The sequence below is a fragment of the Corynebacterium atrinae genome (assembly GCF_030408455.1).
In the GTDB taxonomy this organism is placed as follows: Bacteria; Actinomycetota; Actinomycetes; order Mycobacteriales; family Mycobacteriaceae; genus Corynebacterium; species Corynebacterium atrinae.
In genome coordinates, this window is sequence record NZ_CP046977.1 from 2,665,760 (window position 1) to 2,681,606 (window position 15,847).

The 15,847-nt window shown below is 63.6% G+C and carries 14 protein-coding genes; 8 read left to right on the forward strand and 6 right to left on the reverse strand.

The window, feature by feature from the left end; translation table 11 throughout:
* The first annotated feature begins 10 nt into the window (after nt 1-10).
* From CATRI_RS12875 to CATRI_RS12890, 4 genes are read left to right on the forward strand one after another with little or no spacing between them, the layout of a single operon-like run.
* The gene (locus tag CATRI_RS12875; RefSeq protein WP_290218260.1) at nt 11-781 is read left to right on the forward strand and encodes an enoyl-CoA hydratase/isomerase family protein; all 771 of its coding nucleotides are present in this window, start codon (nt 11-13) and stop codon (nt 779-781) included.
* A gap of 35 nt (nt 782-816) precedes the next feature.
* Nucleotides 817-2,019, forward strand: a complete 1,203-nt coding sequence (locus CATRI_RS12880) for a thiolase family protein (protein WP_290218261.1) — start codon at nt 817-819, stop codon at nt 2,017-2,019.
* 4 nt (nt 2,020-2,023) lie between these two features.
* Nucleotides 2,024-2,785: an enoyl-CoA hydratase/isomerase family protein gene (locus CATRI_RS12885; protein WP_290218264.1), complete on the forward strand. Its 762-nt coding sequence runs from the start codon at nt 2,024-2,026 to the stop codon at nt 2,783-2,785.
* Nucleotide 2,786: 1 nt separating this feature from the next.
* Nucleotides 2,787-3,623: a 3-hydroxyacyl-CoA dehydrogenase family protein gene (locus CATRI_RS12890; RefSeq protein WP_290218267.1), complete on the forward strand. Its 837-nt coding sequence runs from the start codon at nt 2,787-2,789 to the stop codon at nt 3,621-3,623.
* Here the strand turns inward: CATRI_RS12890 and CATRI_RS12895 are convergent.
* Nucleotides 3,620-4,012: a PaaI family thioesterase gene (locus tag CATRI_RS12895; protein WP_290218270.1), complete on the reverse strand. Its 393-nt coding sequence runs from the start codon at nt 4,010-4,012 to the stop codon at nt 3,620-3,622. The two genes, CATRI_RS12890 and CATRI_RS12895, sit on opposite strands and share 4 nt — an antisense overlap.
* A gap of 87 nt (nt 4,013-4,099) precedes the next feature.
* On the opposite strand from CATRI_RS12895, the gene paaZ reads away from it, so the two are divergent.
* A complete protein-coding gene (gene paaZ / locus CATRI_RS12900) occupies nt 4,100-6,136 on the forward strand; it encodes a phenylacetic acid degradation bifunctional protein PaaZ (RefSeq protein ID WP_290218272.1) in 2,037 nt (678 codons plus the stop codon).
* Here paaZ and CATRI_RS12905 read toward each other — a convergent pair.
* Entirely contained in the window at nt 6,118-6,807 is a 690-nt protein-coding gene (locus CATRI_RS12905; RefSeq protein WP_290218276.1) for a YwaF family protein, read from the reverse strand. The genes paaZ and CATRI_RS12905 overlap by 19 nt on opposite strands.
* Before the next feature lie 35 nt (nt 6,808-6,842).
* Between CATRI_RS12905 and CATRI_RS12910 the strand changes: the two genes are divergently transcribed.
* Nucleotides 6,843-8,438, forward strand: a complete 1,596-nt coding sequence (locus tag CATRI_RS12910; protein WP_290218279.1) for a bifunctional ADP-dependent NAD(P)H-hydrate dehydratase/NAD(P)H-hydrate epimerase — start codon at nt 6,843-6,845, stop codon at nt 8,436-8,438.
* Nucleotides 8,439-8,571: 133 nt separating this feature from the next.
* Here CATRI_RS12910 and CATRI_RS12915 read toward each other — a convergent pair whose 3' ends face one another.
* From CATRI_RS12915 to CATRI_RS12925, 3 genes are all read right to left on the reverse strand, one after another.
* Nucleotides 8,572-9,537, reverse strand: coding sequence for a winged helix DNA-binding domain-containing protein (locus tag CATRI_RS12915; protein WP_290218281.1), 966 nt, complete (start codon nt 9,535-9,537; stop codon nt 8,572-8,574).
* A 7-nt stretch (nt 9,538-9,544) separates the two neighbouring features.
* On the reverse strand, nt 9,545-9,862 hold the full coding sequence (locus tag CATRI_RS12920; protein ID WP_290218283.1) for a cupin domain-containing protein: 318 nt from the start codon (nt 9,860-9,862) through the stop codon (nt 9,545-9,547).
* A 64-nt stretch (nt 9,863-9,926) separates the two neighbouring features.
* Nucleotides 9,927-10,469, reverse strand: coding sequence for a VanZ family protein (locus CATRI_RS12925; protein WP_290218285.1), 543 nt, complete (start codon nt 10,467-10,469; stop codon nt 9,927-9,929).
* Between the two features lie 166 nt (nt 10,470-10,635).
* Between CATRI_RS12925 and CATRI_RS12930 the strand changes: the two genes are divergently transcribed.
* The gene (locus CATRI_RS12930; RefSeq protein WP_290218286.1) at nt 10,636-11,994 is read left to right on the forward strand and encodes an HNH endonuclease signature motif containing protein; all 1,359 of its coding nucleotides are present in this window, start codon (nt 10,636-10,638) and stop codon (nt 11,992-11,994) included.
* Nucleotides 11,995-12,045: 51 nt separating this feature from the next.
* On the forward strand, nt 12,046-13,035 hold the full coding sequence (locus CATRI_RS12935; RefSeq protein ID WP_290218289.1) for an MDR family oxidoreductase: 990 nt from the start codon (nt 12,046-12,048) through the stop codon (nt 13,033-13,035).
* Here the strand turns inward: CATRI_RS12935 and leuS are convergent.
* Complete coding sequence (gene leuS / locus CATRI_RS12940; RefSeq protein WP_290218292.1) at nt 13,032-15,845, reverse strand: leucine--tRNA ligase; 2,814 nt, start codon at nt 15,843-15,845, stop codon at nt 13,032-13,034. The genes CATRI_RS12935 and leuS overlap by 4 nt on opposite strands.
* Nucleotides 15,846-15,847: the final 2 nt, after the last annotated feature.

The following is a 15,847-nucleotide window of genomic DNA, read 5'->3' on the forward strand; positions in this document are numbered from 1 at the left end:
GGGAGCCACAATGATCGATCTCCTCATCGACGGCCGCACCGCCGAAATAGTGCTCAACAACCCGCGGGCTTTGAACTCCCTCACGGAATCTGACCTGCAGGAGCTCTCCCAGGCCTACGCAGAAGCCGCCGAGCGCGACGTTCGCTCCCTCCTGCTGCGCGGCGAGGGAAAGGCGTTTAGCGCCGGCCGCAACATCCGTGGCCTCGACCCGGCTGAAGATGACGCGACCGACTACCTCGCCAACAAGGTCACCCCCGTGTTGCAGCAGATGAGCACCTTCCCCGCCCCGACATTCGCGGCAGTCCACGGGGTCTGCCTCGGGGTCGGTCTGGGACTGGTCATCGCCAGTGACATTGCCTATGTCGCCGAGGATGCCACGTTCGGTTCCCCCTTCGCCAACCTCGGCGCGACTCTCGACTCAGGCGGGCACGCCCTATTCGTGGAGCGCCTGGGAGCCCACCGCGCCATGGACCTTATTGTCACCGGTGACATGATCTCTGGTCGCGAGGCGGTGGACGCTGGGTTATTCTCCCGGGCAATCCCCGCCGATCAGCTCCTCGACTTCGCCCGCGAGAAGGCTGCCCGCGCAGCCGAGGGCGCCACCTTAGCCTTCTTGGCCAGCCGCACACTCGTCCACGACATTCGCGATCAACGCCGTGGCCTGTGGGAATCGGTCAACGAAGAAAACCTCGCGCAGGGTCGGCTGTGTTCCTCCGCCGACTATGCGGAGGGATTCGCCGCCTTCAACGAAAAGCGCCGTCCCACCTTTCACGGCCACTAAACCACCGCCTCGAAACCTCCAAGGAGCAGCCCCCAGTGAGCACTGACGCCTATCTCGTCTCCGGCCGCCGGACCCCCGTCGGCCGCTACGGCGGAGCCCTCTCCTCCGTCCGCCCGGATGACCTCGCCGCCCTCACCATCCGCGCCGTCATCGAAGATGCGGGCATCGACCCGTCGGCTGTCGACGAGGTGATCCTCGGCAACGCCAACGGTGCCGGTGAGGAGAATCGTAACGTCGCCCGCATGGCTTGGTTGCTGGCTGGGTACCCGGATTCCGTCCCCGGCATCACCGTCAATCGCCTCTGCGCCTCCGGGATGTCGGCGATTGCCCTGGCCACGGCGATGGTGAACTCAGGGCAGGCGGATGTCGTTGTCGCCGGCGGAGTGGAGTCGATGTCGCGGGCTCCGTGGGTCGTCGAAAAGCCGCGCAGCGGTTTTGCGAAGCCTGGCGAGACCTTCGATACCTCCATCGGCTGGCGCTTCGTCAACCCGAAGTTCGCAAGCCAAGAAAAGACGACGTTTTCCATGCCGGAGACGGCCGAGGAGGTCGCGCGGGTGTGCAATATTTCGCGCGAGGATGCCGACACCTTCGCCGCCCAGTCCCAGGCTCGCGCCCTCGCCGCCATTGAGGCCGGGCGATTTGCCCCCGAGATCGTCCCGGTTGAGATCGTTGATCGCAAGGGCAACATCACTCTCGTCGATACCGATGAGGGGCCGCGCCCCGGCACGACGACGGAGGTCCTGGCCAGGCTGCGCCCAGTGGTCGAGGGCGGCGAGGTCGTCACCGCGGGCAACTCCTCGTCGCTTAACGACGGCGCCTCCGCCATCCTCGTCGTCAGCGAGCGCGCCATCGAGCGTTTTGGTCTCACCCCCCGCGCCCGGGTCGTCGCGAATGCGAACGCGGGCCTAGCACCGGAAGTCATGGGACTGGGGCCGATCCCTGCAACGCGCAGCGTCCTAGAAAAGGCCGGGTGGAACATTGGCAGCGTTGATGCCATCGAACTCAACGAGGCCTTTGCCTCCCAGTCCCTGGCATGCATCCGTGAGCTAGAGCTCGATCAGAACAAGGTCAACGCCTGGGGCGGGGCCATCGCGCTGGGCCATCCGCTGGGTTCTTCGGGATCTCGCATCGCCATCACCCTGCTCAACCGCCTCGAGCAGGAGGGCGGCCAGCGCGGCATCGCCACGATGTGCATCGGCGTCGGCCAGGGTGCCGCCATCGCAATTGAGAAGGTCTAAGCCCATGTCATTTTCTGAATTTAGTGCCCTGACCGTCAGCGAATCGGATGATCGGCTCCTGGTTCAGCTCACCCGCCCGGAGGTGCGCAACGCCATCGATGAGCAGATGGTCAGCGAGCTCCACACCGTCTGCTCCTACCTCGAGCACAACCCCAAGATCCTCCTCATCACGGGCTGTGAGGCCAAGGGCAAGGGCATCTTCGCCTCGGGAGCGGACATCGGTCAGCTGCGCGAACGCCGGCGCGACGATGCTCTCCGCGGCATCAACAACGCCATCTTCCAGCGCATCGCGCAGTTGCCTTCGCCAGTGATCGCGGCCGTCGACGGATATGCGTTGGGCGGTGGCCTCGAACTAGCCCTGGCCGCCGACTTCCGGATTTCCACCCCGGACGCCACCTTCGGTCAGCCCGAGGCCAATCTTGGGATCATCGCTGCGGCCGGTGGGCTCTGGCGGCTCAAGGAGCTCGTCGGCGTAGCAGTGGCCAAGGAGATCCTCCTGGCTGGTCGCCTGCTGTCCGGCCGCGAGGCATTGGAACTCCACCTGGTCACGGAGCTGCACTCCCCCGCCGACCTCCTCGACGCCGCGCAGCGCCTAGCCGATCGCATCGCCGCCCTCGATCCGCTCGCCGTGCGCCTGAGCAAGCAGGTGATGGCGATGCCGGCGGCCGCTCACCCGGTGGTGGACAACATTGCCCAGGCCATCCTCTTCGAATCGGACGCGAAGTTCGACCGTATGCAGGCATTCCTCGACCGAAAGAAGAAGTAGCATGAGTATCCCCAAACAAGTCGGCGTCCTCGGTGGCGGCCGCATGGGCGCGGGAATCGCCCATTCTTTCCTCGCCGCCGGTGCTTCCGTGACGGTCGTTGATGTCAATGACGCCGCCGTCACCGCCGCCCGCGAGCGCATTGCTCAGGACGTCGCCGGTTCCTTTGCCCGTGGCGCGGAGGGGTCCCCGGAGGAGTGGATGGATCGACTCACCGTGACCACCGACCCCGCAGCTTTCGCCTTCCATCCCCTGGTCATCGAAGCGGTGCCCGAGTCCATCGAGCTGAAGATTAGTTCTTTCCGGACGATCGCCGAACACACCCCTGCTGCAGTCATTGCCACGAATACCTCGTCGCTTTCCGTCACCGACCTGGCGGGGATAGTAGACAATGACGTCATCGGCCTGCATTTTTTCAACCCGGTGCCCGCCTCGAAGCTCGTGGAAATCGTCGTCGCCGACTCCACGCCCCCCTCCCTGGTCTCCGATGCGAAATCCTGGGTGGAGGGCCTGGGCAAGACACCGATCGTGGTCAAGGACTCCCCCGGTTTCGCTTCATCCCGCCTCGGTGTTGCCATCGCCATTGAGGCAATCCGCATGGTCGAGGAGGGCGTGGCCAGCGCGGAAGACATCGACAAGGCCATGGTTCTCGGCTACAAGTTCCCGGTCGGTCCGCTCGCGCTCACCGATATCGTCGGCCTCGACGTGCGTTTGGGCATCGCGGAATACCTCGAGTCTTCCTTGGGCGCCCGCTTCGCTCCGCCGCAGCTCATGCGCGATATGGTCGCCCGCGGTGAACTCGGTCGCAAGTCCGGCAAGGGTTTCTACGAATATCGCTAATGCTTATCGACGATCGCGTTGGTGATCCGTGCCGTACACAGCCGCCGCCCTGCGTCGTCTGTGATGGTCACCTCGTGGCTGGTCAGCGTCCTACCCAGGCGGATGGCGGTGGCGGTGGCGGTGACCATCCCCTCCCGGCCGGAAGCGTGGTGGGTGGCGTTGATATCCACCCCGACGGCCACCTTGCCCATGGTCGAAGCGTGGATGACCGCGGCCCAGGATCCGACGGCCTCCGCGATCGCGACCATCGCCCCTCCGTGGAGTAGTCCCAGTGACTGGCGGTTTCCGTCGATAGGCATGGTGGCCACCACCTTCTCGGGGGACTGCTCGATGACAGTGACACCCATCTTCTTGTCGAGTTCTCCCAGTTCAATGGTCCACGGTTCCATGCTGCTCCATTCTTTTGTGATCTAGATTATACTAACCCGCAATCCCTACCGTACGGTCGGTCACTAATTAGTTTAGGAAGGACAACCATGTCTCACCTCGTCCCCAGCTACCTTTCCGGATCGTGGGTCACCCCGACCCAACCATCCCGCGTCACGGACGTCCTTGACGCCACTACGGGTGAGCTCGTGGCCACCGTCTCCACCGAGGGCCTCGACCTCGCCGGCGCCATCGATTACGCCCGCGACGTCGGCCAACGGCACCTCCGCGAGCTCACTATCCATGAACGCGCCCTCAAACTCAAGGAGCTCGCCCTCTACCTCGACGAGCACAAGGACGAGCTTTACCAACTGGCTGCGAAGACGGGCGCCACCCCTCGCGACAACGCCATTGACATCGACGGCGGCATTTCCACGCTGTTCACCTACTCCTCGAAAGGCCGTCGCGAGCTGCCCAACGGGCACGTCATCATCGATGGCCCCACCGAGGTGCTTTCCCGCGATAATTCCTTTGTGGCCAGCCACATCTACACCACCCTCCCCGGCGTCGCCGTGCAGATCAATGCCTTCAACTTCCCCGTTTGGGGCATGTTGGAGAAGTTCGCTCCCGCCTTCATCGCCGGGATGCCCACGCTGGTGAAGCCCGCCACTCCGACCGGGTACGTCACCGCCGCCTGCGTGCGCCTCATGGCCGAGTCCGGCATCCTCCCCGAGGGATCCTTGCAACTCATTTCCGGCTCCGCCCGCGACCTCCTCGATCACCTCGACTACCGCGATCACGTCGCCTTCACCGGCTCCGCCGCCACCGCCGCCACGCTGCGCTCCCACGACAACGTCTTGCACAACGGCGTCCGCTTCACCGCCGAGGCCGACTCGCTCAACGCCGCCATCCTCGGCGAGGACGTCACCGTCGACTCCCCCGAGTTCGACGCGTTTATCAAGACCCTCTACGTGGAGATGACCGCCAAGGCGGGGCAAAAGTGCACCGCCGTGCGTCGCGCCATCGTCCCCACCGCCCTCGTCGACACCGTTGCCCAAGCCCTCCGCGAGCGGGTGGAAGCGAAAACTCTGGGACCGCTGGTGTCGGTGGAACAGCGCAACGACGTGGGGGCGGCCGTCGATAAGCTTATTTCGGCTGGCGGCACGGTGGTGACCGGCGGCAGCAACCTGCGGGAGGGCGCGTTCTTCGCCCCGACCATCCTCTCCTTCACCGACCCGGACGTGGACGCCGTACACGAAGTGGAAGCCTTCGGGCCCCTCGTCTCCATCCTTGGCTACACCGACACCGACGACGCCATCCGGCTGGCCGCCCGTGGCTGCGGCTCGCTCGTGGCCTCCGTGATCACTCACTCCCCCGCGCTGGCCGCCCGATTCGCGCACGGCATTGGTGCCCACCACGGTCGTCTACACTTCCTCGACCGCGACGATGCTGCCTCCTCCACGGGTCACGGCTCTCCCCTTCCCCACCTCGTCCACGGCGGCCCCGGTCGCGCAGGCGGTGGGGAGGAACTCGGCGGCATTCGCGGAGTGAAGCACTACATGCAGCGCACGGCCATCCAAGGCTCCCCCGATCACCTGACGGCAATCACTGGCGAGTGGGTGCGGGGGGCGGCCGTGAACAAGGTCACCCGTGCAGATGTTGCCAACGGCACCGCCATCCATCCCTTCCGCAAGGACTTGGCTACGTTGCAGCTTGGGGATCAATTCGCCTCTGACCTGCGCACTGTCACCCTGGATGAGATCCTCGAGTTTGCCCAGACCACCGGAGATACCTTCTACGCACACGTTGATGAGGAGGCAGCGACCGCCAATCCCTTCTTCCCCCGGCGCGTGGCACATGGCTACCTGCTCGTGTCCTGGGCGGCTGGCCTGTTCGTCGAGCCGACCCCGGGGCCCGTGTTGGCGAACTATGGGCTGGAAAATCTGCGCTTCATTACCCCGGTCACCTATGGCGATTCCGTGCGGGTGGAGCTAACCGCAAAGCGCATCACCCCGCGTGTCACCGATGAGTACGGCGAGGTCTGCTGGGATGCCCAATTGTTCAACCAGGATGATGAGCTGGTCGCGTCCTATGACGTGCTTACCCTCGTGGAGAAGGTGAACACTACCTACGCGAATTGGCGCTGAGCTGAGCCAGCCCGACGCTCGAAAGGCCACGTCATCACTCCAGCCCAGACAGTGCCGAGCAGTCCCAGCCCGACAGCGAGGTACCAGGGCCACGGACCCATGTAGTCCAGTGCGGATGGAACGGGCGGGCGGCCGTTGAGGTAACCGTAGTTGCTGTTAGTGACAGCGTTGAAGGCCATCGTCGCGCCCATCCACCCGGCTGACCACCAGGCGGTGGCCCGCAACCAGCGCCACCTCGGGCGATGCCCCAGGCCAAAGACCATAACCAGGGGCACCGTGAACACGGCTATGTGCAGCACCCAATACATGATGTATTCCGAAAGTGGGTGAAACGCGTAGCTGAGGTCGGGGGTGATTATCGACTGCGTATTTAGCGTCAGCCCCCAGTAATACGTCGGGGCGAGGAACCACCAGTGGCGCGTAATCAGCGCCAGTGACGCGAGAACGCGGGTCAGGTCGGAGAGGTGAAAAGGCAGGGAACGGTGAACATCGAAAAGCGCGGGCTGCATATCCCAGCAGGACCACGCCACCGACACGATCAACAGCACCCATCCGGTAATGGTGACGTAATTTCCGTCTCCATTGCGCCGCGCGTAACTCAGGAGCACAACAGTAACCACCACCGTGGCGGCCAACGCTGACCAGTGCTCCGCACTGTAGGGCTGCATCATGGTGACACACGTTACCGCTAACTACACTCGCCCACATGACCTACGTCTACACGGTTGCCCAGGTCCGCGCGGCGGAACAACAGCTTATCGACGCCCAGTCAGCCCCCGATCAGCTCATGCGCCAGGCGGCGCACATCGTTGCGGTTGCGGCTCGCACGATGTGCGAGCCGTCAGATGACGGCCGAGTTCTACTGCTCGTCGGCGCGGGTGGCAATGGGGGCGACGCACTCTACGCCGGGGCCGAGCTCTGCAACACCCATCGAGTCGACGCGGTTCTTCTTGGTCGATTCGGGCGTGTGCATGAGCGCGCACTCGAGGCATTCACCTCCGCCGGCGGCACCGTGCTGGATGCCCTCCCAAGCGATCTCAGGCCTTTCCGCCTGGTAATCGATGGCATCGTCGGGATCGGCGGTTCCGGTGGACTCGGAGAGAACTTGGCACACTGGCTCTCGGATGCTGAGGAATTTTCGCTCCCCATTTTATCCGTCGATGTGCCATCCGGCGTGGATACCGATTATGGGTCTGTCCCAGCATCGGCGGTGCCCTTGAATTTCACCCACGGCAAAACCCTCGGACGGCCGATTCCTCAACACGTCCGCGCCGACGTCACTGTCACGTTCGGGGGCTTGCGGCGCGCCCACGCTGTTTCTCCCGCGTGCGGCGAGGTTATCTACGCGGACCTCCGTTGCGAGGGTCGGTCCTTGGCGCAAGCCCTGTGGACGACCGCTAGGCAAGAAGAACAACAACCTCTGCTCGCGTGGCGAGCCGCTCCGGCTGACCAGTTCAACTGGCCCGAGCCCCTGCGCACGTTGATGCCCTCTCACCTCCGATCCCTCGAACCACGCCCCGACGATGACAAGTATTCCGGCGGGGTCGTCGGAATTTGTGCGGGAAGCGCCGCTTACCCGGGGGCGGGCTACCTGGCCACCTCCGCCGCAGTTCGCTCCACGCCGTCGATGGTGCGGTATGTAGGTCCGCTAAAAGACGACATCGTGCGAGCTCTACCGGAGGTAGTGATTTCCGAATCAGTGAGCAAAACCGGCCACGTACAGGCCTGGGTCGTCGGCCCCGGGCGAGGTACCGATGCCGTGGCAGAAGCCGAACTAGCAGAACTCCTCGGGTGCCCCGAGCCTGTGGTTATCGACGCAGATGCCCTCACTCTCCTCTCCAAAAGTGCGCAGCTGCGCACACTTTTGCGGTCCCGACCTGCGAATACTCTATTAACTCCCCACCTCGGAGAATTCCGCCGCCTCGCCGATTCCCTAGAGGCTGACATCCCGGATCCGGAAGTAGATCGAATCGGCGCGGTTCTCGCTCTGGCACGGAACCTAGAGTGCGATGTACTTCTCAAAGGCCGACACACCGTAATCGCATCCCCACTTGGCCACGTAAATTCGGTGGATGCTGGTTCGTCGTGGGGAGCCACCGCCGGCTCAGGTGACGTACTCGCGGGCATTCTCGGCGCGCTAATGGCATCGTCCCATGCGCAGGCAATGGCCTCCGTTGGGGCAAGTATTCACAGCATCGCGGCCTGGCTATCCGCCCAAACCCCCTACGGTCCGGCGCCCACGTCGGCGTCGCGGATTGCCGAAGCAATCCCCCACGCGACCGCCTACCTCACCAACCCATAAGCTGCCTTGCAATAGTCCTCGGGTAATATGGAAGAAACATTCCCCTTAGAAAGGAGAAGGACATGCGCGGAAGCGGACTCATTTGGACCATCGTCGGCATTTTGCTGATCATCGCTCTCCTGATTTACATCTTCTAGGCTTGCGCGGCCCGACCGGTGACGACCCCATTTGCCACTGTAAAGGGCCAGCTCAACCCATTTTTGGTGAGAACATTGGGCCGGTGCTCATCTGCCAAAATGAGCGACTTATCCCCATATCCAAGCAAGATTTCATCAAACGCTGGCAAGGTGTACTCGCGGTCAAGCGCTTCCGCGAGCTCCGCGGTGGTGACGTCCGCTTGCCAATCGGCCATGACATAATCCTCACCCCAGGCCATGACCCCACGCGCCGCAGCCAGCGCCGCCCGCGACTGCCGCACTGTCAGCCCGGACCACCACACCAGATCCTTCGCGGACACCGGCCCATGCGATCGTGCGTAACGGGTTCCCATCTCTTCCAACGGGTCCTCTACCTCCCGTTGCGCAACGGGAAGCTGGTCTACGTGCATAAACGTATCCTGCGCGCCCATTCGTGGCCCCTGCACCACATCGCCCTCACCGCCAAAAGCTCGCATCAAGTGAGGCCCCCGACCGTCGCCGGGATCAACTCCCGCCGCCGCCAGCACACCATAAGCCTCCAGGCGGGGGAGAGGATCGTGCGGACCCCTCTGCTTCAGCTCGGCATGGAAGGCCGCCCGCGCCTCATCCACGGCCGTGGGGGACAACCCCATCTGTTCCGACCAGCGCGCCAAACCACGCGCGATCCGGACGCTGCACAGGCCCATCATCCACCGCACGTCCTCCGCCGGCATGAAGTGCAGGGTGCCGCGTTGCGGCCACCCCCGCACTACCCGATGCTTATCGACGGCCGCGAGCACCGCGGCGTCGTCAAGCGAACACCGCAGTGCGATGGCGCGGATCCCCGCGCGATAGTTTTGTCCCTGCAGCGCGAGGAGGTGCGTGGTGACCGCGGTGGCGGAGTCGAGCCGCGGGGCGGCGGCGGAGGGCGCAAGGCCCTGAGCGATCAGTCGGCGGGCGCGAAGTTCATCGAGTGGATCCATCCGTCGATTAGATACCCGTGACCGTGGTCAAGAGGAACACGGAATCCTCGAGAGCCGCGATGGCGTGGCGCTGGTGAATGAAGGTGACCAGCTGGCCCTCGCCAATCGTCGACTCCTCTTCACCCTGCACCGCAATAGTGCCGCTGAACATGAACAGGGAAGCGGCGGGAGGGGAATTGTGCTCCTGCAGGGTTGTTCCCTTTTTCAAGGCGATGACGGTTTGACGGAGGGGACCGTCGTTGACCAGCAGTTTCGCCGCGCGCCCGTTCTCGGCAGCGCAGGCCTCCTCCAGAAGCTGGCGGGCCTTCTCATTGACGATGGACATGGTAAATCTCCCTTGGTAGTCCGACTATTTCCGAGCCTACCCCGCCGGAAAGTGAGGCGAGTCACTATTCGACGTTGACTACCTTCGACGAATCGCCCAGCCGCTCCCCGAACCCCACGAGCACGACGAATACCAACCCCAAGATCAACGCCAGCCAGACCCACAGCAGGTGGAAACGAGGGCCCATGGCGCGCGCAACGACGGCACCGAGAAAGCCGCCGAGGGTATTCATAAGGAGATCGTCTACGTCCGAATAACCCAGCGAGAATATGTATTGCGCTACCTCGATGGTCAGGCTGGTTGCCAGGCCCGCGAGCACCGTGGTGACAACCGGGCGGGCCACCACTTGGTACACGAGGACATAAACGAGGATGCCGAAGGGAATGAAGAAGCCCAAATTGCCCACGTAGCCGAAGAGTGGGGCGAACCAACTCTTGGCGGTCATGATGTCCTCGAAGGGGATGAGGCGCAGGGTTCGCTGCCGCTGCCTCGCGGGATCCCACAGGTATCCGATCCGGTAGAACGCCTTGAGCATGGTCAAGGACACCATGACGGTGAGGTAGACCGCCAGGGCGATCACAACCAAGGAACGTGAGGGTCTAGGCATGCGGATAACAGTACGCCATTCGCGAAGGAAAAGGGTGCGCAGCTGCGCACACCTTAGGCCCCTGACCAGTCTAAACAGCTTCGGAAATCTCATGTCGGGACCCCATGTTATCGTGCAGTTGTTCGAGTAAATTGCTAACAACAACGAGCTCCCCAAGGATGCCCTGATGCTTTCCACCATCACCGCAATGAGCAACTCCGACCTCACCAAAGCCATCTCCTCCGCCCACCGCACCCTCACCATCCACAAGGCTCAATTCATCCTCATGGTGGCCCAATTCCACCTTCGTGCACTGTCCAAGAAGCACGGTGCCCCAAACACCGCCACCTGGCTCATGCGCACCCAGGACCTATCCCGCCGAACTGCCCTCGAGTACATCAACGTGGGCAACCGTCTGGGGGAGTACCCCCTGCTCAGTGCCGGATTTCTCAGCGGAGACATCTCCTATTCCAAAGTCCGCCTCTTACTGCGTTACCTCACCAGCGAGAACGAAGAGGAACTCGTCGCGCTGGCCAAACTACACGCCTACCCCGAGCTCGAACAGGCACTCAGCGGCCGCGAACGCACGTCCAAGCGGAAAGCGCGCAACACTCTGCGCGTGGTCATAGATGAGGAGACCGGTTCTCTGCGCTACTGGGGCGAGCTGGATCCCGACAACGCGGCCCGGTTTCTGGCCTCCATGAAGATCGGGGAGCTGGCAAACCTCCGCGGGCTCAACGGGATCACGCCACAAGACTTAGAAGGCGAAGGCGTGGACAAGCTCTTGGACGCAGCGAAACCTGACACTCCCGAGCAGCCTTCGACGACACGCTTCGGGGTACCCATGTTGGACAGCATGCTGCACGCCTTCCTCGGCATGATCAACGTGGTGCGCTGCCAGCCCCGCAGCAGCGTGCGCGCGCCCGGTGCGCAGGTCAACGTGCTCACAACGCTTGACGGCCGCGCCACCCTCCCCGGGCAACCTGCCGCCCAGTCCTCTGACTTGATCCGAAGCATTGTCAATGGATCGCAGCGCTACCACCTGCTGGATAAAGATGGCCTCCACCTCAAGCTCACCCGCAGCGCGCGAACAGTCAGCTCCGCTCAGGAGGTCGCACTCCTCACCCTCTGGGGGCACCAATGCGCCACACCGGGCTGCAATCACACTCACTTCCTGGAGTTTCACCACATCCACGAGTGGTCTAAAGGCGGGCTCACCAACCTCGATAACCTCGTTCCCCTCTGCTCCGGATGCCATGCGCTGGTAACCTCCGGCGCCATGACCATCGTCGCAGATGATCAGGCGCCCAGCATCCTCCGCTTCCGGCTCCCCGGCGGGGAATCATTCACCTCAGCAAGCCGCCAGCTGCCCATCCGCGACGGGGCAATGGGGCAGTGGAAGGACCCCTACACGTACGGAAAAGTCCCGGTCGGAGACGAGGACCTCATCCCGGTGTGGGACCACCCTGAATCCTTCGACGAGTTCGATGAGCCCGATCCCTTGGCCGAGGAAAATCCTTACCAACCTGCAGGGAAGCCGACGTGAGTGCGCGTGCGCAGCTGCGCACAGCCCGCGAGGTGTCGCTAGGCTGGTCGCATGACTAGCCCACATCGCTGCGTTGTTGTCGAAGAACACGAAGGCTCCACCCGAGCCAGACTGGTAGTCGGGACCGAAGAACTGCTTGGGGAGGGGGATGTCCTCATTGACGTCACCCACTCCAGCCTGAACTACAAGGACGCCATGGCCTTGGCGGGGGATCGCGGGGTCGTGCGCACCCTTCCGCTCATCCCCGGCATCGACGTGGTCGGCGTCGTCGTCAATTCCGATTCGCCCCGCTTCCATCCCGGGGATCGCGTGGTCGTTAATGGGGCCGGTCTCGGCGAGTTTCGGCACGGAGGCTACACCACCCGTTTGCGTATCGACGCCGCGGCGGCAATCGTCCTGCCCGAGTCCATGAGTTCACATCATGCGGCGGCCATCGGCACGGCCGGCTTTACCGCCGCGCTCTCCGTCCATGCTCTGCAGAAGTTCGGCATTCACCCCGGGGAGAACGTGCTGGTCACCGGCGCAACCGGGGGAGTGGGATCCATTGCGGTACACATGCTGGCCAATGCGGGCTATCGGGTGACGGCTTCGACAGGGCGGGTCGCGGAGTTCGAAAGCCATTTGCGTGGTCTTGGCGCCTGGGAGGTCATCGACCGAGCGGAGCTATCCAGTCCAGGGCGCCCGCTGCAGAAGGCGCGCTTTGACGGGGTGGTGGACTCGCTCGGTTCTCACACCCTGGTGAACGCTTTAGCAATGACGCGCCGCAATGGCGTGGTCACCGCGTGTGGCCTGGCGCAGGGCCCCGACCTGCCGGCGACAGTGCTTCCCTTCATCCTGCGTGCGGTCAACCTCATTGGCATTAATTCCGTTGACGCCGACTTGTCCGAGCGCATCGACCGATGGAGCGACCTGGACCAGCAGATTGATCGCTCCGTCCTCGACCGCCTGACCACTACCGTCAGCCTGGATGAACTGATCGAGGCGGGCCAGGATCAGCTGGCGGGCAAGCGGAGCGGTCGGACGGTCGTGGAAATTAGCTAGTTGATCACCAGGTTGATCATGCGGCCCGGGATGATGATCTGCTTGCGCAGGTTCTTGCCTTCCAGGTGAGCGGCGACGTTGGGCTCGGCCAGGACCCGCTCCATGATGGCCTCCTCGGAGGCATCGGCCGGGACGACGACGCGGGCGCGGACCTTGCCGTTGATTTGGACCGGTAGCTCGATCTCGTCGTCGACAAGCCACTTTTCGTCGAAGGTGGGGAAGTCGACGAAGGCAACCGTGTCGGTGTGCCCAAGGCGCTTCCACAGTTCCTCGGCGATGTGAGGGGCGACGGGGGCGACCATGATGACCAGTGGTTCGACCGCAGCGAGCGGGACCTCTTGCGGGTAGGTCTTGGTCAGGTAGTTCACGTACTCGATGAGTTTGGCCACGACGGTGTTGACGCGGAGGTTGGCGTAATCATCACGCACACCCTCAATGGTGCGGTGCAGGTACTTGTTGTCCTCGTCGGTGAGGGCGGCGTCGGTGGTCAGGATGTCACCGGTCGACTCGTCGATGATGAGGCGCCACATGCGCTGCAGGAAACGCTGCGCGCCGACGACATCCTTCGTGGCCCACGGGCGGGAGGTATCCAGGGGACCCATGGACATCTCATACACGCGTAGGGTGTCGGCGCCGTAGTTGTTGCAGATGTCATCGGGGGCGACGGCGTTCTTGAGGGACTTGCCCATCTTGCCGTATTCCTGGGTGACCTCTTCGCCCTGGTAGAAGAATTTTCCGTCCTTCTCGGAGACCTCTTCGGCGGGAACGTAGACTCCGCGGGCGTCGGTGTAGGCGAAGGCCTGGATGTAGCCCTGGTTGTACAGGCGGCGGTAGGGCTCGACGGAGGTGACGTGGCCAAGATCGAAAAGCACCTTGTGCCAGAAACGCGAGTACAGCAGGTGCAATACAGCGTGCTCGACGCCGCCGACATAGAGGTCGACGCCGCCGCTGTCGCCGGGGAACTGAGGCCCAGTCCAGTAGCGCTCGTTGTCGATGTCGACGAACGCCTCATTGTTGGTGGGGTCGATGTAGCGCAGCTGGTACCAGGAGGAACCTGCCCATTGCGGCATGACGTTGGTGTCGCGGGTGTACATCTGCGGGCCGTCGCCCAGGTCGAGTTCAACCTCGACCCACTCGCGGGCCTTCGCCAGCGGGGGTTGCGGCTCGGAGTCAGCGTCATTCGGGTCGAAGGAGACGGGCTTGTAATCGGCCACTTCGGGGAGCTCAACGGGCAGCATGGAATCCGGCAACGCGTGCGCGAGACCGTCCTGGCTGTAGACAACCGGGAAGGGCTCGCCCCAGTAACGCTGGCGGGCGAAGAGCCAATCGCGCAGTTTGTACTGGATCTTCTCCACGCCCAGGCCAGCAGAACTAAGCCACTCAATGGTCTTCTCGATCGCGTCGGCCTTGCTCAGGCCGTTGATGTCCAGGCCGGTGTCGCTGGCAGAGTTGAATACGATCCCGTCCTCGGAGACGACCTCGATGATCGGCAGGCCGAAGACGGTGGCAAATTCGTGGTCGCGGGCGTCATGGGCGGGGACGGCCATGATCGCGCCCGTGCCGTAGCCGGTGAGGACGTAATCGGCGATGAAGATGGGGATCTCCGTACCGTTGACGGGATTGACCGCGTGGGCACCGAGGAACACGCCGGACTTTTCTTTGTTCTCCTGGCGCTCCAGATCGGACTTCGCGGCGATGGAGGCGCGATAAGCGGCGACGGCTTCAGCCGGAGTCGCCTGCCCCGCGGTCCACCGCGGGTCGACGCCATCGAAGGATCCGGTGCCGCCTGCTACGAGGGCGTCGACAAGCTCATGTTCCGGCGCCAGCACCATGTAGGTTGCGCCGAACAGGGTGTCGGGGCGAGTGGTGAAGACGGTGAGCGGGTGTCCCTGCGCGTTGAAGTCAACCTCGGCACCGCGCGAACGGCCGATCCAGTTGCGCTGCATGGACTTGACCTTTTCGGGCCAGTCGAGGAGTTCCAAGTCATCGATGAGGCGATCGGAGTAGGCGGTGATGCGCATCATCCACTGCGAGAGTTGCTTCCGGAACACGGGGAAGTTGCCGCGCTCGGAACGGCCATCGGCGGTGACCTCCTCGTTGGCCAGGACCGTGCCCAGGCCCGGACACCAGTTGACCATGGAGTTCGAGCGGTAGACCAGGCGGTATTCGTCGACGGCCTGCTGCTTTTCGACGGCCGTCAGCTCACCGTAGGCTCGCCCGTCCGGCGTCGGCAGCTCGCCTGCCTCCAGCAGGGGGATCAGTTCGGAGATGGGGCGCGCCTTCTGCTGCTCCTTGTCGAACCAAGAGTTGTAAATCTGCAGGAAGATCCACTGCGTCCACCGGTAGAACTCCGGGTCAGTCGTAGCGACGGAACGCCGCTGGTCATGGCCCAGGCCGAGCGCCCCGAGCTGGCGGCGCATGTTCTCAATATTGGCCATCGTGGTCGTGCGCGGGTGGGTGCCCGTCTGGATGGCGTACTGCTCGGCGGGCAGGCCGAAGGAGTCATAGCCCAAGGTGTGCAGCACATTCTTGCCCAGCATGCGGTTGAAGCGCGCATACACATCCGTGGCGATGTAGCCCAGCGGGTGACCGACGTGCAGCCCGGCGCCGGAGGGGTAGGGGAACATGTCCTGGACGAAGAGCTTGTTCTCGGGGAGCGAGCTGCCATCCGCCGGCGCGAGGTCACCGACGGGGTTCGGCGCGTTGAAGGTGCCGTTGTCGGTCCAGTACTGCTGCCAGGCCTGCTCAATCTGGTTCGCGAGCTGCGGCGTGTAGCGGAAAGCGGGAGTAGATTCGCTCGGGTTTGTCATGG

Coding starts and splice junctions, on each gene's coding strand:
- CATRI_RS12895 (WP_290218270.1), bottom strand. CDS start 4,012: ATGGAACCGTGGACCATTGAACTGGGAGAACTCGACAAGAAGATGGGT.
- paaZ (WP_290218272.1), top strand. CDS start 4,100: ATGTCTCACCTCGTCCCCAGCTACCTTTCCGGATCGTGGGTCACCCCG.
- CATRI_RS12875 (WP_290218260.1), top strand. CDS start 11: ATGATCGATCTCCTCATCGACGGCCGCACCGCCGAAATAGTGCTCAAC.
- CATRI_RS12920 (WP_290218283.1), bottom strand. CDS start 9,862: ATGTCCATCGTCAATGAGAAGGCCCGCCAGCTTCTGGAGGAGGCCTGC.
- CATRI_RS12930 (WP_290218286.1), top strand. CDS start 10,636: ATGCTTTCCACCATCACCGCAATGAGCAACTCCGACCTCACCAAAGCC.
- CATRI_RS12905 (WP_290218276.1), bottom strand. CDS start 6,807: ATGATGCAGCCCTACAGTGCGGAGCACTGGTCAGCGTTGGCCGCCACG.
- CATRI_RS12925 (WP_290218285.1), bottom strand. CDS start 10,469: ATGCCTAGACCCTCACGTTCCTTGGTTGTGATCGCCCTGGCGGTCTAC.
- CATRI_RS12935 (WP_290218289.1), top strand. CDS start 12,046: ATGACTAGCCCACATCGCTGCGTTGTTGTCGAAGAACACGAAGGCTCC.
- CATRI_RS12885 (WP_290218264.1), top strand. CDS start 2,024: ATGTCATTTTCTGAATTTAGTGCCCTGACCGTCAGCGAATCGGATGAT.
- CATRI_RS12915 (WP_290218281.1), bottom strand. CDS start 9,537: ATGGATCCACTCGATGAACTTCGCGCCCGCCGACTGATCGCTCAGGGC.
- leuS (WP_290218292.1), bottom strand. CDS start 15,845: ATGACAAACCCGAGCGAATCTACTCCCGCTTTCCGCTACACGCCGCAG.
- CATRI_RS12890 (WP_290218267.1), top strand. CDS start 2,787: ATGAGTATCCCCAAACAAGTCGGCGTCCTCGGTGGCGGCCGCATGGGC.
- CATRI_RS12910 (WP_290218279.1), top strand. CDS start 6,843: ATGACCTACGTCTACACGGTTGCCCAGGTCCGCGCGGCGGAACAACAG.